This is a genomic window from Methanoregula sp. (genome assembly GCF_003170075.1).
In the GTDB taxonomy this organism is placed as follows: domain Archaea; phylum Halobacteriota; class Methanomicrobia; order Methanomicrobiales; family Methanospirillaceae; genus Methanoregula.
The window spans coordinates 1-18,742 of sequence record NZ_PMZU01000013.1 but is presented as its reverse complement, the minus strand read 5'-3'; the positions used below and the strand labels follow the sequence as shown (position 1 = coordinate 18,742).

General features: G+C 56.3%; 17 protein-coding genes. 7 read left to right on the top strand and 10 right to left on the bottom strand.

Features of this window, described 5'->3' with window-relative positions; translation table 11 throughout:
* Positions 1 to 45 precede the first annotated feature (45 nt).
* The 3 genes from QZN75_RS00970 to QZN75_RS00960 all read right to left on the bottom strand — a co-directional run bounded on the left by QZN75_RS00970 (position 46) and on the right by QZN75_RS00960 (position 2,707).
* Positions 46 to 1,569 carry a sodium:solute symporter gene (locus QZN75_RS00970; RefSeq protein ID WP_292423574.1) on the bottom strand — a complete coding sequence of 508 codons (1,524 nt, stop codon included), beginning with the start codon at positions 1,567 to 1,569 and terminating at the stop codon, positions 46 to 48.
* Between the two features lie 501 nt (positions 1,570 to 2,070).
* A complete protein-coding gene (locus QZN75_RS00965) occupies positions 2,071 to 2,535 on the bottom strand; it encodes an SOS response-associated peptidase (RefSeq protein ID WP_292423572.1) in 465 nt (154 codons plus the stop codon).
* Complete coding sequence (locus QZN75_RS00960) at positions 2,459 to 2,707, bottom strand: hypothetical protein (protein ID WP_292423570.1); 249 nt, start codon at positions 2,705 to 2,707, stop codon at positions 2,459 to 2,461. The genes QZN75_RS00965 and QZN75_RS00960 overlap by 77 nt, the downstream gene beginning before the upstream one ends.
* A gap of 102 nt (positions 2,708 to 2,809) precedes the next feature.
* Between QZN75_RS00960 and QZN75_RS00955 the strand changes: the two genes are divergently transcribed.
* From QZN75_RS00955 to QZN75_RS00945, 3 genes are all read left to right on the top strand, one after another.
* Complete coding sequence (locus tag QZN75_RS00955) at positions 2,810 to 3,286, top strand: hypothetical protein (protein WP_292423568.1); 477 nt, start codon at positions 2,810 to 2,812, stop codon at positions 3,284 to 3,286.
* Between the two features lie 43 nt (positions 3,287 to 3,329).
* Complete coding sequence (locus tag QZN75_RS00950; protein WP_292423566.1) at positions 3,330 to 4,214, top strand: MBL fold metallo-hydrolase; 885 nt, start codon at positions 3,330 to 3,332, stop codon at positions 4,212 to 4,214.
* A 110-nt stretch (positions 4,215 to 4,324) separates the two neighbouring features.
* Positions 4,325 to 5,011 (top strand): hypothetical protein, encoded by a 687-nt coding sequence (locus QZN75_RS00945; RefSeq protein ID WP_292423564.1) that lies wholly within the window; start codon positions 4,325 to 4,327, stop codon positions 5,009 to 5,011.
* A gap of 87 nt (positions 5,012 to 5,098) precedes the next feature.
* Here QZN75_RS00945 and ilvN read toward each other — a convergent pair whose 3' ends face one another.
* From ilvN to QZN75_RS00930, 3 genes are read right to left on the bottom strand one after another with little or no spacing between them, the layout of a single operon-like run.
* Positions 5,099 to 5,602, bottom strand: a complete 504-nt coding sequence (gene ilvN, locus QZN75_RS00940; RefSeq protein WP_292423562.1) for an acetolactate synthase small subunit — start codon at positions 5,600 to 5,602, stop codon at positions 5,099 to 5,101.
* Positions 5,599 to 7,278 carry a biosynthetic-type acetolactate synthase large subunit gene (ilvB, locus tag QZN75_RS00935; protein ID WP_292423560.1) on the bottom strand — a complete coding sequence of 560 codons (1,680 nt, stop codon included), beginning with the start codon at positions 7,276 to 7,278 and terminating at the stop codon, positions 5,599 to 5,601. Before ilvB ends, ilvN begins: the two co-directional genes overlap by 4 nt.
* A complete protein-coding gene (locus QZN75_RS00930; protein ID WP_292423558.1) occupies positions 7,275 to 8,765 on the bottom strand; it encodes a 2-isopropylmalate synthase in 1,491 nt (496 codons plus the stop codon). Before QZN75_RS00930 ends, ilvB begins: the two co-directional genes overlap by 4 nt.
* 139 nt (positions 8,766 to 8,904) lie before the next feature.
* Between QZN75_RS00930 and QZN75_RS00925 the strand changes: the two genes are divergently transcribed.
* Positions 8,905 to 9,582, top strand: a complete 678-nt coding sequence (locus QZN75_RS00925) for a DUF2115 domain-containing protein (RefSeq protein ID WP_292423555.1) — start codon at positions 8,905 to 8,907, stop codon at positions 9,580 to 9,582.
* 50 nt (positions 9,583 to 9,632) lie between these two features.
* Here QZN75_RS00925 and QZN75_RS00920 read toward each other — a convergent pair whose 3' ends face one another.
* Positions 9,633 to 10,289, bottom strand: coding sequence for an NAD(P)/FAD-dependent oxidoreductase (locus QZN75_RS00920; RefSeq protein WP_292423553.1), 657 nt, complete (start codon positions 10,287 to 10,289; stop codon positions 9,633 to 9,635).
* A 547-nt stretch (positions 10,290 to 10,836) separates the two neighbouring features.
* Entirely contained in the window at positions 10,837 to 11,502 is a 666-nt protein-coding gene (locus QZN75_RS00915; RefSeq protein WP_292423550.1) for an amino acid ABC transporter permease, read from the bottom strand.
* 58 nt (positions 11,503 to 11,560) lie between these two features.
* Here QZN75_RS00915 and ppk1 point away from each other — a divergent pair, with 58 nt between their 5' ends.
* The 3 genes from ppk1 to QZN75_RS00900 are packed head-to-tail and all read left to right on the top strand — an operon-like array spanning position 11,561 to position 16,867.
* On the top strand, positions 11,561 to 13,663 hold the full coding sequence (gene ppk1, locus QZN75_RS00910) for a polyphosphate kinase 1 (RefSeq protein ID WP_292423547.1): 2,103 nt from the start codon (positions 11,561 to 11,563) through the stop codon (positions 13,661 to 13,663).
* Positions 13,650 to 15,260, top strand: a complete 1,611-nt coding sequence (locus QZN75_RS00905; protein WP_292423544.1) for a CHAD domain-containing protein — start codon at positions 13,650 to 13,652, stop codon at positions 15,258 to 15,260. The genes ppk1 and QZN75_RS00905 overlap by 14 nt, the downstream gene beginning before the upstream one ends.
* Positions 15,257 to 16,867 (top strand): Ppx/GppA phosphatase family protein, encoded by a 1,611-nt coding sequence (locus tag QZN75_RS00900; RefSeq protein ID WP_292423541.1) that lies wholly within the window; start codon positions 15,257 to 15,259, stop codon positions 16,865 to 16,867. Before QZN75_RS00905 ends, QZN75_RS00900 begins: the two co-directional genes overlap by 4 nt.
* Before the next feature lie 299 nt (positions 16,868 to 17,166).
* Here the strand turns inward: QZN75_RS00900 and QZN75_RS00895 are convergent, their stop codons facing one another.
* Together QZN75_RS00895 and QZN75_RS00890 are read right to left on the bottom strand one after the other, a co-directional pair.
* Positions 17,167 to 17,409 carry a hypothetical protein gene (locus QZN75_RS00895; RefSeq protein WP_292423538.1) on the bottom strand — a complete coding sequence of 81 codons (243 nt, stop codon included), beginning with the start codon at positions 17,407 to 17,409 and terminating at the stop codon, positions 17,167 to 17,169.
* Between the two features lie 350 nt (positions 17,410 to 17,759).
* Positions 17,760 to 18,742, bottom strand: a 983-nt coding sequence (locus QZN75_RS00890) for an NAD(P)(+) transhydrogenase (Re/Si-specific) subunit beta (RefSeq protein WP_292423536.1), incomplete at its 5' end; no start/stop codon positions are given.

Below are 18,742 nucleotides of genomic sequence, written 5' to 3'. Positions count from 1 at the left end.
GCGACGTTCTTCTCTTTCGCACTTGGAAGTGATTGTGTGAAAAAATTATTCTTTTGAGATGTACCACCCAGTTTGGGTCTCGTCAAGGATCTTCTGGTCTGTTTTTTGTGTGAACATGCTGACAACAATCATGAGCACAATTGAGATGACAAACGGGAGGAACGAGAAGTGCACAGGAAGATTGGCAAAGTTGTAGCCGAGAAGGGTGATCTTGAAGTAGTTGAGAGTTCCGAAGATGACTGCGGAAAGAAGACCGACAGTCATGCTCGCAAGCGCTCCGTCTCGTGTTGCGCCCCGCCAGTAGAGACCGGCAAGGAGCGGGACGGCAAAAGTGGCAAGCATGACGCCGATACCCATCCAGATAAGGCTTGCAAGCGCATCAGGTGGGTTGATCGCAAGGATCATCGTGCCGATTGCGGAGAGCACCACAATCACTTTCGAGAGCAGAACGACGCTTTTGTCGCTCGCGTCCGGTTTTAGGACTTTCTTATAGAGGTCCCAGGAACACATCGCACCGATAGTCAGCATCAGCCGGTCGGTGGTCGACATGACAGCGGCAAGCACGATCACCGCAAAGACTGCCCAAAGTGCAATGATGGGGAGCGAGTACTGGATGCCGTAAAGAATGACAAAGTCGGATGCGTTCGAGACGGCCGGCAGGGTAAAGACACCTTCCTTTACCATGACAAGGCCGGCAAAACCGGCGAACTTTAAAAAGAACATTGCCACGCCGTAGATCAGCAGTGCAACCAGCGGGGCCCACTTAAAATACTTAACATCCTTTATCGCGAGCACGTTGTTGATCACGTGCGGTGCGCAGGCAAGTCCTACCATGAGCATGATCGCAAACGAGACAATGTATGCAGGAGCAAATGCGCCGGTCGGCATCCACGGCATCACAAGGTTCGGGTTAACGGTTGCAATGACTTCGTTAACATGCGTAAATCCGCCGGCATAGAAGATGACGATCGGGGCCATGACAAAGATCCCGGCAATAAGGATAATGGACTGGATAAGGGAAGCCCATGCGACCGCGTAGAGTCCGCCGATAGTCGTGTAGGCCATCGTGACCAGGGTTGCAATAAGAAGCGCAAGCCAGAGCGGGATTGCAAAGAGCCACATGAGGACAATGGCAATTGCGGTGTACTGCCCGACAAGATAGATGAGCGAAACAATAATTCCGGCAATGGCCGAGAGCGAGCGGAGTGCCGTCGGACTTTCGTACCGGTGTGCAAGGTAGTCCTGCACGGTGACATAGCCGGAGGTCTTTGCGACGTTATGGAGTTTTACGCCAAAGAAGATGACGCAGAACCCAATCGAAAGCGGGACAAAGATCTGTTCCCACATGGTCGGCCAGCCGGCACGATACCCGAGTCCGGAGACTCCGAGAAGTGACATCCCGGAGCAGACCGCGCCAATCATCAGGAGGACAAAGACCCAGAACCCAAGCGAGCGGCCGGCGACAAGGTAGTCTTCTGCGGTTTTGACTTTGCGCGATGCCCAGACCCCGATCCCGAGCAGGATCAGGAAGTAAAACGCAATGATCGCAACAGTCAGCACGTCTGCCATTTAGTCATGCCCCCCGAAGGTCAGGCCCCAATACAACAATGCTGCAATGGCGATGACAGTTAACCCGCCAAAAACAATGATGGTTATATCCGGTAATCCAAACATAATACCTCGTTAAGTTGTAACATGTTAACATATAACACAATCGAAATGTATCGGACTATCATCAGGTGGAATGGATGGAATCTCCCATGGGTGACCTGAGCTGATACCGGGTATTTCTGCCTCTATACGGGTTCCGATCCCCCTCATTTTTCAGCCGGGAGGCACCTATTCACCAAAAACAGGCACGAATTCAGGGTGCATGAGGTATTTTCACGTCATAGAAAAAAACACCTAATAGCACAGTTCCAGTGATCAGATTTTCCCGGAAGGTGCTGGCGGTTGTGGAAACGGTAAAACGGCAGTTTTACGGATCCTTCTCCACACAAGATAACCGGATCCCCTGTCACAACCCCCTCACCCGCTCGATCACCTTTTCATCATCCGCCCCCGGACTATTCACCCGCTTCGACACCGGGTATGCCTCAATCCCCTCCACAGGATACGGCTAAGGATCCGGTGCATCTCGTCAGCGGAAAGAACATCCCGGGACAGCCAGCGCATCTCGTCATCCTGCATGAGGATCACCGGCATCCGGTCGTGAATGGGCGCCATCAGGGATTTTGCGGCGGTCGTGATGATCGTATACGTCATAAAGGTTGTGCCCGCCGGGTTGCGCCAGATGTCGTAGAGGCCGGCAAAGGCAAAGACCGGATCGTCTCGTACGTGGAAGTAGAACGGGACTTTGCGCCCGCCTTCCAGTTTCCATTCAAAGAAACCGCTCGCAAGAACGATGCAGCGCTTCGTCCGCAGAAGATCGCGGAACATCGGCTTCTCCGCGAGACCTTCAGCCCGGGCATTGATCGGGCGGTACGTTGCCGTGATGTCCTTTGCCCAGTGCGGCACAAGACCCCACTGCATCATGACCGCTTCGGCGCGCTCGTGCAACCACCACGATCACCGGGTTCGTACTGCCTGGCGCGATGTTGAAGTGCGACCGGAAGCCGATCGCCGGGTCGATCACCCGGAATCTCCCGCAGAGATCGTCGATACAGGCAAGCGAGTACCGGCCGCACATGATAGCGGTTATTCTCATGCAGGGGCTCATCAATCTTGCGTCAGATACCGGTAAAAAATCACTTTCACACCACTCATGGCCGGCACTTTATCCCCCTCAGTGCAGGAGGGATCCGGTGCTATGCAAAAAACCCCAGTCCGCAAATACCAAGTGGTCGAAGAAGCAGAGATCGACCTTGTCCTCCAATGCAGAGATAGCCACGAATTTTATGAGAGATATCATACGGTGTTTCCCGATACAAAAAAAGGTCTCGTCAGTATCTCAAAGATCTGGAAGCGAAGGAGCGAATTTGCAAAGAAACGGCCGCTGTCCATTCCTGCAGCAGAATCTGGAACAAAATCCGCGTATGACCTCTCGTCCTTGATCTCCGAGCAGACAAAGATCATGGGAGAGATCTCCGCGCTTACTTGGGAAAACCTCGAAGTAAACCGGCAGATTCTTGCGGCACTTGCAAAGCAGAACCAGATCCTGACCGGGCACTCCGAGAACATCGTGCGGGAACCGCCAAAAGAATCTTCACATCAGACCTTCGCATTACTACATCCCGTGCAGAATACAGCGCCCGAGATGCAGACCCCGATCATGGTCGGTTCGTAAGAGCCATCAAATTTTATTGCGAAATCCGCACAAAGGAATTCTTATGCAGATGGCACCCTCCATCCACGCGCTCAGGCATTCGTTCAGGGTTCCGATAGCGCCTAGTATCGCACTCGACCGGTTCGTATACTCGTATCTCGTTTACGGTGAGACAATCACCCTCATCGACACGGGGGTAGCAGGATGTGAGGCGCAGATCTTTGACTCTATCCGGTCCACCGGCCGCAACCCGTCAGAGATTGCACTGATCATCCTTACCCATTCGCATCCAGATCATATCGGGGCATCACGGGCAATCCAACAGGCAACTAAGTGCAGTATAGCGGCGCATTCCTTGGAGCGGGCATGGATAGAGGACGTGGAACTCCAGAACCGCGAGCGGCCGGTGCCGGGGTTTGCCACGCTTGTTGGTGGATCGGTGCAGCTTGATCACGAACTTGAAGATGGGGAATCAATAGAGCCCGATGAGACCAGAGCCGGGGAAATGCAGGTATTCCACACACCGGGACACTCGCCCGGGTCTATCTCGCTTTTCATGCACAGTGAAGGGGCGCTTTTCTCAGGTGACGCGATACCGGTGACGGGAGATCTACCGGTCTATGATGATGCCCTCGCATCCGTGCAGTCGGTTAAACGGCTTCGGAGACTTACCGGCATCCGGGTTCTTCTCTCGGCATGGGAAGAACCGAGAAAAGGAGAGGAGGCATACCGACGGATGGACCAGGCAGTTGAGTACCTCCAGATGATACATGAAGCCGTGCTTGCTAATGCCGGTACAGATCCTCCTGACCTGATGGAATTTACCAGAAAAACCGCTAAAGCTATCGGCCTGCCTCCTCAGGCAGTTAATCCCCTGCTCGCCCGAACCTTTACAGCAAACCTGCGAGTACGGGACCGGAAAAGCCTCCTGGCAGATTTCACCCGATAGAGAGTTGAAGGATAAAGCCCTCAACCTTGCACCAGCCACCGGTGAGAAATCACTTTCACACCACCCATGGCCAGCCCTTTACCCCCCTCAGTGCAGCAGGGATCGGTGCTATGGATATTGCTGAGGAGATGGATTTCAAGGTGCTGCACGGGATCGTAGACTGCCTCTGGGTGGAGGGGTCACCAGTCGAGGCTCTCCGGGAACGGGTCGAGCGTAAAACCGGCCTGCCCCTTGAAGCAGAACACTTCGACTGGATCGTCTTTTTGCCGCTCGCGGACGGGTTTGGTGCCTACAACCGGTATTACGGCCGGCTCCCGGATGGCAGCATCAGGGTCCGGGGGGTTGCCGCCCGAAGGCACGATACGCCGGAGTACGTGCGGGAGATGCAGCGCCGGATGTTCGCGGTCATGGCGCGTGCAAAAAATAGTGCGGAACTCAAATCGACCGGTAAAGAGGTCGCGGATATTTTCCGGGAAACGGTAACCAGCCTGCCGGCAGCGGATCCCAGGCAGATGGTGATCAACCACCGGATCAGCCGGCTCACGTACTCCCACCGGTGCATCGAAGGCGCGGCGGTGCAGGCATACCGGGATCACGGGATCGGGATCGCGCCCGGCATGAAGATCCAGTATATCGTGACCGATGCCAGACGGTACCGGGTGGAACCGGCCTGGTGTGCGAAATCCTTCGATCTGTCGTTTTACCGCGGGCGGATCGACAGGGCATATGCCGAGATTGTGAGTGCGTATTCCCAAAGAAACCAGGTAAAAAAATTCCCTGTGATACATTCGGTATAGACACCTTTACGGAAACAGGGTAACCGGGAAAAAAGAGTGCCTTTTAAAAAAGTTCTAACTCCCCTCATCTCTCTTGTTTATTAAAAATTACTTGCTGCTCGTTACCGTTTTAGTCCCACGCAAAATCCCGATCCTTCCCGTCCGGATCAGTTCCTTGATCCCAAACTGGCGGAGCAGTTTCTCCATTGCGTTGATCTTGTCAGAATCCCCGACCACCTGGAGGATCACCGACTTTGCACCCACGTCGACGATCTGGGCGCGGAAGATGGTCGCGATCTGCATGATCTCCGCACGGGTCGTCCCCTGGTCGGCGGTCACCTTGAACATCACCAGCTCGCGTTCGACCCGTTCGTTGTCGGTCAGGTCCGAGACCTTGATCACATCGATGAGCTTGTTGAGCTGCTTCATCACCTGCTCGACCTGCGCGTCATCGCCGATCACGACAATGGTGATCCGGCTCATGTCCGGTTCCTCACAGGGACCGACCGCGAGGCTCTCGATGTTAAAGCCGCGCCGGGAGAAGAGACCCGTGACCCGGGAGAGGACACCGGCCTTGTTCTCTACAAGGATGGATAACGTGTGCGCCTTCATGATCGCGGATGCCCCCCGATCATTTCGTTGATCGCAGCCCCGGCCGGAACCATGGGAAAGACATTCTCCTCCCGCTCGATCCGGAAGTCCAGCACAAACGGCCCGTCGCAGTCCACTGCGGCCTTTAAGGACGGCATCACGTCATCGCAGGACTCCACCTTGATGCCGTCGATGCCGTACGCCTGTGCGATCTTCACAAACTCCACCGGCGGAAGCTCGGTGTACGAGTAGCGCCGGTCGTAGAAGAGTTCCTGCCACTGGCGCACCATCCCGAGATACATGTTGTTTAAGATCGCGATCTTCACCGGGATCTTGTACTGCGCCACGGTTCCCATCTCCTGGATGTTCATCTGGATGCTCCCGTCACCGGCCACATCAAAAACCGGCACATCGGGCCGGGCAAAGTGCGCCCCGATAGCAGCCGGGAAACCGTAGCCCATTGTGCCGAGGCCACCGGATGTGATCCAGGTGCGGGGCTGGCGGAAACAGAAGTACTGTGCAGTCCACATCTGGTTCTGGCCCACCTCCGACACGATCACCGCATCGCCTTTTAACAATTCACTCATCTGCTGGAGGATGAACTGCGGATGCAGACACCCGTTGTCCTTCCCGTACCGGAGCGGGTGGTGCTGCTTCCAGTGCTTGATCTTCTTCTGCCACGCGTCGCAGGTACCGATCTTCTTTAAGCCCGCGATCATGTCCGTGAGCACGGATTTCACATCGCCGACGATCGGCACGTCCACGCGCTTGTTTTTCCCGATCTCGGCCGGGTCGATATCGATATGGATGATCTTTGCATGCGGCGCGAAGGTGTCGATCTTGCCCGTGACCCGGTCGTCGAACCGGGCCCCGATCGCGATTAAAAGATCGCATTCGGTGACCGCGAAGTTCGCGTACTCGGTGCCGTGCATCCCGAGCATCCCGAGGTTGAGCGGGTGATCGCAGGGAATGCACCCGAGTCCCATCAGGGTTGTGGTGATCGGGATGCCGAGGTTTGTCGCAAATGTCACGAGTTCCGGCGACGCATTAGACGAGATCACGCCTCCGCCCGCGTAGATGAGTGGGCGTTCGGCCGCCACAATCAGTTCGATCGCCCTGTCGATCTGGCGCTTGTTCCCCTTGTATGTCGGGTTGTAGCCACGGAGTGCAACTTTTTCGGGCACAACCGGTTCCTTGACTGACCGGGTGTTGATATCCTTTGGCAGGTCAATAAGGACCGGTCCCTGCCGTCCCGTGCCCGCGATGTAGAATGCCTCCTGTACCACGCGGGGGATGTCTGATGTGTCCTTCACGAGGTAGTTGTGCTTGGTGATCGGCATCGTAATGCCCTGGATATCCGATTCCTGGAACGCATCGTTCCCGAGCATCGTGGTCGGAACCTGGCCGGTAATGGCGACAAGGGGAACCGAGTCCATGTAGGCCGTCGCAATCCCGGTGACAAGGTTGCAGGCACCGGGCCCCGAGGTGGCAAGGCATACTCCTACCCGGCCGCTCGCGCGGGCATACCCGTCCGCGGCATGAGCAGCTGCCTGTTCGTGCCGTACCAGGATATGCCGCAATGGTGAATCGTAGAGTTCATCATAGATCGGCAGCACCGAGCCGCCAGGGTAACCGAATATCGTATCGGTACCCTCGCGCTGCAGTGCTTCAATGAGGAGTTTTGCCCCGGTTTTCATGTTCGTTCCTCGAGTAGTCTGTTCATTCCGGCGATCATCGCCTCGACGCTCGCCATGATAATGTCGGTGCGGGCGCCTCGTGAAGTAATTATCTTCCCGTCTTTACTTAACCTTACTGTTACTTCGACAAGTGCATCCGTCCCGCCGCTGATCGCGTCGACATGGTACTCTTCAAGCCGGATATCTCCAACATCGGCGATCGATTTGCTGAGCACCTGCATCGCGGCATCGACCGGGCCGTCGCCGGTTGCTGCGCCGGTTATCTCCTTTCCCTTCACTTCGAGCGTGACCGAGGCGGTAGGGAGCATGCTGCTTCCCGAGACGACCGTGAACTGCCGCAGTTTGATCACGGGTTTGCACTCCATCGCAAGCACTGTATCGGCAACGGCCATGAGATCAGCATCGCTTACCCTTTTACCGGAGTCCCCGAGGTCCTTGATCCGTGCAACGATGGCCTTGAGCTGCTGCCCGTTTGGCGCGTACTTCATCTCGTGCAGCGCCGCTTCGACTGATGCAGTACCGGAATGTTTCCCGAGCACGATCCGGCGTTTCCTGCCGATCTGCTCGGGCTGGATCGACTCGTACGTTGTCGGCTCCCGGATCACGCCGTGGGCGTGGATTCCGCTCTCGTGGGTAAACGCCATCTCGCCAACGATTGCCTTGTTGACCGGTAGCGGGACGCCCGTGAGCCGCGAGACAAGGGTCGAGAGGGAATAGATCTCCTCTTTTTTGATCCCGGTCGGGTACCCGTAAAGCACCTCTAATGACATGACCAGTTCCTCAAACGGCGTGTTCCCTGCCCGCTCTCCAAGGCCGTTTACCGTGACGTGGGCACAGGTTGCGCCGGCTTTCAAGGCCGCGACCGTGTTTGCGAGCGCAAAGCCGAGGTCGTCATGGCAGTGGATTGAAAGCGGAGCGATCCCCGCAAGCGGCGGGATGAATGCCGTGATCTTCTCGGGCGTAAGCACGCCCACCGTGTCGCAGAAGCAGAGCCGGTCGGCCCCGCGTTCCACCCCCCCGGAAAAAACCTGCCTGAGGAATTCCTGGTTGGCCCGCGACGCGTCCTCGCCCGAGAGTTCGACAATGAGCCCCCGGCTCTTCGCGTACTCGACCGAACTCCACGCCATCTCCGCAACCTGCTCGCGGGTCTTGCGCATCTTCTTTTCGATGTGCAGGTCGCTGACAGGTATTACGAGATGAACCGAATCGGCGCCGTTGTCCGCGGCATAATCGATGTCGGCTTTCACGGCCCGGACAAACGTGCAGGTCTCGACCGGGAGCCCGGCGCCCGATATAAGCCGGATCGCGTCCTGCTCTCCTGTGGATGCCGCAGCAGAACCGGCTTCGACAACATCGACACCGATGTCTGCAAGCCTTGTCGCAATCTCTAACTTCTGGTCCGGGTTTAACGATACACCCGGGGTCTGTTCCCCGTCCCGTAACGTGGTATCAAAAAAACGCAGTTTACTGGCGAATAAAACACTCACTCATGGTAGACACCATGCTACAGAACTAGGAATGCAGACTATTAAAACGTTCGGACACCGGAATACCCGCACCGGAACCCTTACATGTCCCGGCCGGGTAAAATACCGTAAGGAAAATAATACCCTGGAGACTGTTCCCATGAATGCAGACACACCGTATAATCCGGAACAGGGTATGCCGGAACAGATCGCCGCTGCCATAAACCGGGACTGCACCCGGTTCAAGGCAATGCGGAGCCGGGGTGAACTCGGTGTTGCACTTGCCCGGGTCGTGCTTTTGTATTCGCCCCGCGACATCCGGCAGATGGAGCAGAATTTCGGGAACTCGATACGGGATCTTTCGCCGGATTACCGCAAAGACCTCGAAGAGGCGATCACCGGCCACCTTCTCGGGACATACCAGGCCATCCGGCTCATGGATCAGCAGGGAACGTTCAGGACAAAAAAAGAGCCGGTGACGGATGCGGAGAACACCTACTGGGATATGGTGATCGCACAGTGCCGTCCAGGCACCGGCGACCTCCGGCTCCGTTTCTTAAAATTCCTGCTTGCCGCTTCCTGCATGATCGTGCAGCAGGAGCCGGGCCACCCGGTGGGGATGCGGTTTCCCGGTGGCGACCGGGTCGAACTTATTGATGGAGTGTATTACTGCCCGGTCCGGGAAAAGGCAGGCGATGTTGATGCTGCCCTCTGCCCGTTCTGCCCGGCACAGCAGACGCCGGCAGTCGGGTACCTGAAGCCGCCGTTGAACGCGAGCGAGCACCGGAAACAGGAATTTATCGATAACTGCTACAGGTATCATAATTTCAACGGGTAATGGTGGGAATCGCTTTTAACCGGTATGCCCCGAATCCAACACGACCTCCCTTATGCCGGTTTCACATCCCTAATCCATTCCGTTCCCACCCGTTCGAGGAACCGTGAGCTCCGCTCCTTTGGCTCCGCATGGGTCTTATAATGATTAAGCAGGGCCCGGATAAGATCCCGTACCTCCTTTGAGGTGAGGCCGGTGGCGACCTGCTCTCCCTGCCGTGATTTAAAACCGCTGTGTCCGCCGAAGAATATCGTCCAGCCCTTGGCAGTTCCCATGATGCCGATATCCCGTACCCGGCTCTCCCCGCAGCACCGCGGGCAGCCGGAGACACCGATCTTGATCTTGGCCGGGAATTCTTTTCCCGCATATTCATCGGAGATCTCCCGGGCGAGGTGGATGGAATCCTGCGTGCCATTTTTACAGTACGCGATTCCCGGGCATGACTGGACATACCGTACACCGGGAGTGATGGAGGCCATCCCAAGATTGCCAAGTTCCCTGCGTACATCTGTGATATCCTGTTCCTGAACGCCGACAAGCAGGAAACGCTGGCCTGAAGTTATCTTTACAAGGGGAATATGGTATTTCTTTGCAACCTTCGCAATTGTTTCGAGATTTTCCGGTGTGACGACACCGGCCGGGATCCGGGTCTGGATCGCGTAGGTCTTGCCGTCACGCTGGAGTTTTGCACCATACGTTGCATCGGTCATGGTCTTTCACGGTACAGTTGACTGCACCGGATATGAAGCCTTGGAATGGGGAACGGAGTATTTACAGATAAAACGGGGGCATTCTGCACTATAATGAAATCCGGAAAAAAACTTGTGATGTAAGCAGGTATACAGACCAACAACTCTCACACCAAACGATACTCTTCAATAAAAATAAGACGAGGGCTCCCCGCATCAGGGCCCCTACGGGGCACGGCGGGGGAAGGGAGTTTTTTTTATATCATTTGTATTTTGCATTCTTTTTAGTCTCTGATCCGCCGCGGGGGTGCCCCTTCTGGGGCGGCGGCACTCCTCGCTTGTGGGGGTATGGGGGCATCAGCCCCCATCATCATGATCGCCCGTCCGGATCGTGAGTGATCCAATTCGGCCTGTGATTTATAAATGGCGTTGGGATCAGGGCCGGCAGTTTAAAAAAAGTCCGACAAGTTTAGTGAATACTGCAAAAAAGTTCAAATGAGTTTACGGTCTTTAAAAAAAATCCGGTAATGTTGACAAAGTAAAAAAAAATCCGGCCAATCTGCCGCTCTCATGCGACCGCGCTGCACGCGGCCTGACCGGCCGGGATTGCATATTTCTTCTCGATAAAATGTGCGGCAACTGTCGTTATCGTGACAAGTGCGAGATACACGATGCCGACGCAGAGGAACGTCTCGTTGTACTCGAAGTACTTGGTTGCGATCATCTTTGCCGCACCTGTGAGCTCGATCAATGTGATCATGTACGCGAGAGACGAGTACTTGACCAGGTAGATGAACTCGTTTGTTATCCCCGGGAACGCCTTCCGTAATGCCTGCGGGAGGATGATCCAGCGGATCGCCTGCCACTTTGACATCCCGAGCGCCTGTGCTGCCGTCATCTGCCCTTCTTTTATCGAGTGGATGGCCCCCCGGATATACTCGGAATTGTACGCCGAGTTGCAGCAGACAAAACCGATAACCGAGGCGACAAACGGCGTGAGCATGATCCCGACAGAAGGCATCCCAAAGTACAGGATAAAGAGGAGAAGGAGGAGCGGGCAGCCCTTGCAGAAGATCACAAAACCCCGTGAGATAAACCGGACCGGGGCACTCCCGTATGCCCTGCCCACCGCTACGGCACAGCCCAGCAGGTTGTTGAACGATTCGGCAATCTCATGGAGGCTCTCTATGTCTCCTGCCGGGTGCAGGCTTGATAAACCCGGCCTCCCTACCATCACTGTACACTATTAAGGCATCTGCATGAAGCCATTTCGTGCAGTGTCCGGTGATCGTATGACCGATTCCGCTCCCCCACTGGATTCCCCGTCGCTCTATATCAACCGCGAGCTGAGCTGGATCCGTTTCAACCACCATGTGCTGGAGGAAGCACAGGACGAGGGGCACCCGCTCCTGGAACGGGTGAAGTTCCTTTCCATCTTTGCAAACAACCTTGATGAATTCTTCATGATCCGCGTCTCGGGTCTTCAGCGGCAGGCTGCACAGGGTGTACTCAAGGCTCCCCCCGACGGGATGACGGCATCAGAGCAGCTCGTCGCGATAGAAAAAGCACTTCTCCCCGAACTTGCCCTTCAGTACGACTGCTGGACAAAGGAGATCCTTCCCCGGCTTTACAGCGCCGGGATCTTTATCCATCTCTACAAGGAGCTTGACGCGGAGCAGAAAAAAGCGCTCCGCACGTTCTTTATCGAGGAAGTATTCCCGGTGCTCACCCCACTCGCCTTCGATTCCGCTCACCCGTTTCCCTTCATCTCCAACCTTTCTCTCAACCTCGCCATCATCATCCGCGACCCGAAAGGAAAGGAACTCTTCGCACGGATCAAAGTACCAACCGGCCTTTTTCCCCGGCTTGTCAGGGTCCCGGAAACCGGCGCTGGCGGCCACCGTGACAATAAACAGGTGCACCTGGTGTACCTCGAAGACCTCGTGGCAGCGCACCTTGACCTGCTCTTCCCCGGCCTCGAAGTGGTGGGGGCGTCCCCCTTCCGTATCACACGTGATGCTGACCTCGACATCGAAGTTGATGAGGCGTCCGATCTCCTGACCACGGTCGAGGAGATCATGGAACAGCGTGCCCGGGGCACCCCGGTCAGGATCGAGGTCGACTCATCAATGCACGAAAGTACCTGCCACATGCTTGAAAAGAAACTGGGCATCGGGTCCCACATGCTGTACCGGATCGGCCACCCGGTGGGCATGGCCGACCTCATGGAACTTCTCTCGCTTGACCGGCCCGACTTGAAAGATCCCCCGTTCCAGCCATCGATCCCGCCGGAACTTGCCGAGGAAAAAGATATTTTTTCCGCCATCAGGAAAAAGGATATCCTCCTCTTCCACCCTTATGACAGTTTCTCCCCGGTGATCAATTTTATCCGGCAGGCGGCGCACGACCCGGACGTCCTTGCGATCAAGATCACCCTGTACCGGGTGGGTTCGAAATCACCGATTGTCCAGGCACTTTTGGAGGCCCGCGAGAATGGGAAGGCGGTGGCCGCGTTGATCGAACTCAAGGCCCGGTTCGACGAGGAAAACAATATCGGATGGGCCCGTGCGCTCGAGCGGGCCGGTGTCCACGTGGTCTACGGGGTCGTCGGCCTCAAGGTGCACGCGAAGCTCTGCATGGTTGTCCGGCGCGAGAAGGATGGGATCAGGCGATACATGCACCTCGGTACCGGCAATTACAATGCAACGACAAGCCGGGTCTACACGGATTTCGGGATGTTTACCTGCGACCGGGATATCGGATATGACGTAGCTAACCTCTTCAACTTCCTGACCGGCTATGCCCGTATTGACAAGTATCTGAAGCTTGCCGTGGCGCCGGTCACCCTCCGCACCGCCATTATCACGCGGATCGACCGGGAGATCGAAAACCACAGAGAGCACGGCGGTGGGCACCTCATTTTCAAGATGAACGCGCTTGTGGATCAGGAGTGCATTAACTCCTTGTACCGCGCTTCCCAGGCCGGGGTAACAATCGACCTCCAGATCCGGGGTATCTGCTGCCTCAGGCCGGGCCTTCCCGGTACAAGCGAGAAGATCACGGTCAGTGCGATCGTCGGCCGGTTCCTTGAACATGCGAGGATTTATTATTTCAGAAACGGTGGCGATGACGAAGTCTTTCTCGGGAGCGCCGATCTCATGCCCCGGAACCTTGACCGGCGGGTGGAGGTGCTCTTCCCGGTCACCGATCCCGCAATTAAAAAGGCGCTTCTCTCAATCATTCTCGATACCGAACTTAAGGACAACCAGCAGCTGCGGCTGATGTCAGGGGACGGGACATACATGCGGAAACATCCTGAATCGGGTGAGGCGCCGGTCGATTCGCAGTTATGGTTCCTCGAACACCCCGGGATATGGTACAATGCCGGCACCTGAACCGCGGGTGCCCGTGCCAGGCCCCTGCGTTTTCGGGGCGGGCCGGCTGCTGCCTCTCATTGATGTCACCTCAAAAGAGATCACCGGTGTACGGGATGATGACGATATTGAGCATATCCACCGCATGCGGGTGGCCTCCCGCCGGCTCCGTGCGGCGCTCCCGCTCTTCTCCTCCTGCTTCCCGGAGAAGGATTTCCGCCACTGGATGCATGAGATAAAATCTGTTACCCGCGCCCTTGGGGAAGCCCGGGATACGGATGTCCAGATTGCATTTTTGAAAAAGTACCTGAAGGCTCAAGCAGTCCCGGTGCCGGCAGGTATGACCGAACCGGCCCCTGCACAATCCTACGCCGGCGATCCCATTGCCGCACTTCTTTCGCGGCTCCAGAAACGACGCGGGCTCCTCCAGCAGCAGGTGATCTCGGCACTTGACGAGCTGGAGGAAACACTGGTGCTCTCCGGGATACAGGCGGCATGCCCCGTGCCTGCCGCAGCAGGACGGGGAAGGAGACGGGCGCGGTATTTCGGGGTGCTCCCGGTCGCCGCCGACCGGATTGGCAGACGGCTGGCCGGGCTGGACCGGTTTGAACCCTTTGTGCACAACCCGGACGCGGTGTTCGAGCACCATGCCATGAGGATCGCGGCAAAGAAACTCCGGTACACGCTGGAAACCTATGCCCCGCTCTACCGGCGTGAGCTCGGGAAACCAATCGCACGGATAAAGAGGCTCCAGGATCTCCTCGGCGACATCCATGATTGCGATGTCTGGATCGAGCAGATGACCCTTGCTATCATAAAACAGCGTGCCCACCGGTACCCTAGGGGGGACCTGCCCGGCGCCGCGGTATCTGCGGTGGCCCCCCTCCGAAGACTGCTGGTCAACCGGGAGCGGTGCCGGGCCCGGCTCTACCGGCAGTTTGTACGGTACTGGGACACCCTTGTCCGTACCGGGTTCTGGGACGAGCTGCGCTTAACGGTGCTGGAAGGACAGCGGACGGCAGTCTGCCACCGACCCTCTCATTCGGTTAAAGAGGAGCGTGCGGCGTTCGTTCAACTTGCCACTATGGCGCCCGAACACGCTGCCCATGGCCGCACGGTCGCGGCACTTTCCCTTCGGCTCTTTGATGAACTTGCTCCCCTTCACGGGCTTGGCTCCCGTGACCGTGCGCTGCTTGATTATGCTGCAACCATCCACGATATCGGCTGGTTGATGGGGCAGGTTGGGCACCAGAAAAAAAGCGCCGAATTGATCCTTTCCTGCGGCGACCTGACGGTACCGGTCCGCGAACAGGGTATCATCGCCCTCGTTACAGGCCTCCATGGCGGGAGCACACGGTCCCGGCCGACAGGTTTCTGGCTCCTCCTTTCACCAGCCGATCAGAAACGCGTCCGCATCCTTGCTGCGCTCCTCCGGGTTGCCGACGGCCTCGATTACCTCCACGCGGCAAGCGTGACCGATCTGCACTGCACGATCGGCGGGACTGAAGTGCAGTGCGTGATTACTTTCACAGGAGATGTGGCGACCGAGAAGGCCCGTGCCATAAAAAAGAGTGACCTGTTCGCGGACGTATTCGGAAGAACGCTGGTGATACCGTGAAATCCAGAAAGATCGGGGCTGCCGGCCGCATCGTGGCATTCATCGATATCGGGACAAACTCCGTACGGATGCTCGTCGTCCGGTTCAATCCCAACCACTCCTACAGTATCCTGACCCGGCAGAAACAGCAGGTGCGTCTCGGGGAAGGCGAGTTTGATGACGAGGAAATAACACCAGAGGCTATCGATCGCACCTGCCTCGTCTGCCGGAAGTTCGTCGATCTTGCACGCACGTTTTCCGCTGAGGAGTTTGTCGCGGTTGCAACCTCGGCGGCCCGTGAAGCCTCAAACCAGAACGAACTGCTTAACCGGTTGCGGCGCGATGCGCTGCTCGATGTCCGGGTGATTTCCGGACTTGAAGAGGCACGGCTGATATATCTCGGGGTCGCAAGCGGGATGCACCTTGGCGACCAACAGGCATTTTTTCTCGATATCGGCGGGGGGAGCACCGAGATCTCGGTCGGGGGCCAGCAGCAGTACCAGATACTCGAAAGTTTCCGGCTTGGCGCGATCCGGCTGACGAACCTGTTCTTCTCACGGAACCTGGCTGAGCCTGTGCGTTCCGACCAGTACAAGGTCGTCCAGCAGTACGTGAAAAACGCGATCATCCACACGGTCCAGAAGATAAAAAAACAGAAGATCGACCTCGCGGTGGGTAGCTCTGGCAGCATCATGAATCTTGCCGACATCGCGCAGAAAGCGCTTCACCCTGCCGGTACTTCCCCGTCCGGTGTGCTCACCTACCGGGACCTCAAAAAAGTGATCGACCTTCTCTGTGCACTCCCGCTTGAAGATCGCCGGAAAGTGCCGGGAGTCAATCCCGAGCGGGCCGACATCATCATCGCAGGGGCTGTGATTCTTGAGATCTTCATGAAAGAGCTCGCTCTTGAATCCGTGACCACAACCAGTCGGGGGCTCCAGGACGGCCTTCTCGTGGATTATCTTTCACGGATGGAGGATTTTCCCCTGTTCGGGACGCTTTCTCCCAGGGAGACGAGCGTGCTCCAGCTGGGCCGGTCCTGCGGGATCAATGAGGCACACGCACGGACCGTGACCCGGTTGGCGCTTGAGATCTTTGATTCCGCGAAAGAAATGAAACTGCACGATTACGGTGAATGGGAACAGGAGCTCCTTGAATATGCCGCCTTCCTGCACGACATCGGTTCGTTCATCTCCTTTACCAACCACCATGCCCACTCCTATTATATCATCAAGAATTCCGAACTGCTCGGGTTTGACTTAAAAGAGATCGATATTATGGCAAATATCGCACGGTTCCACCGCAAGAAGAAGCCGCGTAAAAAGCACCTTGATGTTCCCGATCTTGACGGTCACGAGCAGCGGATGGTGCTGGTGCTTGCAATGTTTGTCCGGCTGGGTGAGAGCCTGGACCGGAGCCACGCGGGGCTCGTGGAGCATACGAAGTTTATCCGGTCTGATAAAAACGAGGTCGTTCTCGATATCATCGCGCAGAGCGACTGCCAGCTTGAGATCTGGGGCGTGGAGGCCGAGCAGAGGGCATTTGAGAAAGTGTTCTCAAAACGGCTCATCATTAACGTAATTGCGTCCCGGACTGATGGGAACGGGAATGAGAAACGGGAGAACTAAAAAAGAACCCGGACCCGGTTTTTTAGTGCTGAAATTTTTCTACCATTTCGATCTTTTGTACTCGTCACGTTGAGGGGAAATTCCCGTTTGGTTATAGTGTCTCCTGTTTGTTGCGGTAACTTCGGTATCCCTTCGTGTCTTTACCGGCTTTTTGTGGTAACGATCACGGGGGAGATCCTGACACTCTTGATCATATCCTGCACTTCATCGAGATTTGCCGTGTATACATCATCCTTCGGGGACAGGTCCTTGCCCCGCATTTTAAGAATGGTTCATGAAAAAAAGAAAGGATTAATCGTTTACTGGGTCGGGGCGGAGCTCTTGATCATTGCCTTGACCGGTTCCGGCAGGTTCATCCCGTCAACAACGGAGGGAAGAATGCTCATAATGATCTGCTGGCCCTGTGGGGTCGCAGCAAAATTCTTGAGCAGGGTTGTCCCGTCAGGTGTTGCCAGGAAATTTTTTACTGCAGTCTGACCTTCAGGTGTAGCGATAAAACCGGCGACAGAGCCGCCGATTCCGCCGAGATTTCCAAAGTCCATAATAGTTCACTCCTTGTAATGTTTTCTCTACATTTTGGCGATATTTGTTCTTATACCTGTGGGCAGGGTGCTGTCGGAAGATGAACGTTTTAATGTTCGGGCCGATATTTTGGCCAATTCAGGTTTCCGTACAGTACACGAAAGACCTCCCCGCGACCGGACATGAATAATGGATTGGGCAGAGAATTGCCGGCCCGGAACATGGAAGGTACATTGCGGGAAGCCGGATTGAGAATCAGATACTTACCATGAACACTCCCGGGGGCTATCACTCCTGCCGCGTGGGTGACTCCAACTTTCAAAGAGTTGGATAAAAAAAATGTCTGCCTGTGGGGGGATCCCCATGGGCATTATAACTTCTTGAGGGCCTGCACGAGCTTCCCGACAGATTCCTGAGCATCGCCATACAGCATCCGCGTGTTGTCCCGGTAGAAGAGGTCGTTCTCGATCCCGGCGAAACCCTTTCCCTGGCCTCGTTTGAGGACGATCACATTCTTTGCCTGTTCGACATCGAGGATTGGCATGCCGAAGAGCGGGCTCCCCTGCCGGTGCGCCGCCGGGTTAACGGTGTCGTTTGCCCCAATAACAAGGACCACGTCGGTGCTCGGGAACTCCGGGTTTACCTCGTCCCGGTCAAAGAGGCGGTCGTAGGCAACCCCTGCCTCGGCCAGGAGGACATTCATGTGCCCGGGCATCCGTCCGGCGACCGGATGGATTGCAAATTTCACCTGAACGTTTTTGCTCTCGAGCAGGTCAGTCAGCTCTTTGACCTTCTGCTGGGCCTGGGCAACCGCCATTCCGTAGCCGGGAGCAATGATTACCTTATCCGCGTAGGCAAGCATGACTGCGACATCGTCGACTTCGATCGACTTCATGCTGCCTTGGATCTGCAGCCCCTTCTCCTCTGTTGCGCCGAACGCACCGAAGAAGACGTTCGAGATCGAGCGGTTCATCGCCTTTGCCATATTGAGCGTGAGCAGCGAACCCGCAGCGCCGACTATGATGCCAGCGATGACCATCGCGTAGTTGGGGGTAGCAAACGAGAACCCGTCGAGGGCGACGGCAAGGCCGGTGAAGGCGTTGTACATTGAGATCACGACAGGCATATCCGCCCCGCCGATCGGGAGCGTCATGAGAAGCCCAAAACCAAGTGAGAGGACAAAGAACAGCGGGAGGTATATGGCGACTGTGAGTGGGATCCATGTTGGCTGCAGGACGACGAGTACGCCGGACACGATAGCGAGGGCCAGAAACGCGGTGTTTACGATCTGCTGGCCCGGGAAGGTGATCGGCCGCGGCCGCATCCAGCCCTGGAGTTTCAGGAACGCGATGA

What these genes read in the sequence shown, in the direction of transcription:
- QZN75_RS00970 (WP_292423574.1), bottom strand. Translation starts at nt 1,569, where the DNA reads ATGGCAGACGTGCTGACTGTTGCGATCATTGCGTTTTACTTCCTGATC.
- QZN75_RS00965 (WP_292423572.1), bottom strand. Translation starts at nt 2,535, where the DNA reads ATGATGCAGTGGGGTCTTGTGCCGCACTGGGCAAAGGACATCACGGCA.
- QZN75_RS00960 (WP_292423570.1), bottom strand. Translation starts at nt 2,707, where the DNA reads ATGAGAATAACCGCTATCATGTGCGGCCGGTACTCGCTTGCCTGTATC.
- QZN75_RS00955 (WP_292423568.1), top strand. Translation starts at nt 2,810, where the DNA reads ATGCAAAAAACCCCAGTCCGCAAATACCAAGTGGTCGAAGAAGCAGAG.
- QZN75_RS00950 (WP_292423566.1), top strand. Translation starts at nt 3,330, where the DNA reads ATGCAGATGGCACCCTCCATCCACGCGCTCAGGCATTCGTTCAGGGTT.
- QZN75_RS00945 (WP_292423564.1), top strand. Translation starts at nt 4,325, where the DNA reads ATGGATATTGCTGAGGAGATGGATTTCAAGGTGCTGCACGGGATCGTA.
- ilvN (WP_292423562.1), bottom strand. Translation starts at nt 5,602, where the DNA reads ATGAAGGCGCACACGTTATCCATCCTTGTAGAGAACAAGGCCGGTGTC.
- ilvB (WP_292423560.1), bottom strand. Translation starts at nt 7,278, where the DNA reads ATGAAAACCGGGGCAAAACTCCTCATTGAAGCACTGCAGCGCGAGGGT.
- QZN75_RS00925 (WP_292423555.1), top strand. Translation starts at nt 8,905, where the DNA reads ATGAATGCAGACACACCGTATAATCCGGAACAGGGTATGCCGGAACAG.
- QZN75_RS00920 (WP_292423553.1), bottom strand. Translation starts at nt 10,289, where the DNA reads ATGACCGATGCAACGTATGGTGCAAAACTCCAGCGTGACGGCAAGACC.
- QZN75_RS00915 (WP_292423550.1), bottom strand. Translation starts at nt 11,502, where the DNA reads ATGGTAGGGAGGCCGGGTTTATCAAGCCTGCACCCGGCAGGAGACATA.
- ppk1 (WP_292423547.1), top strand. Translation starts at nt 11,561, where the DNA reads ATGACCGATTCCGCTCCCCCACTGGATTCCCCGTCGCTCTATATCAAC.
- QZN75_RS00905 (WP_292423544.1), top strand. Translation starts at nt 13,650, where the DNA reads ATGCCGGCACCTGAACCGCGGGTGCCCGTGCCAGGCCCCTGCGTTTTC.
- QZN75_RS00895 (WP_292423538.1), bottom strand. Translation starts at nt 17,409, where the DNA reads ATGGACTTTGGAAATCTCGGCGGAATCGGCGGCTCTGTCGCCGGTTTT.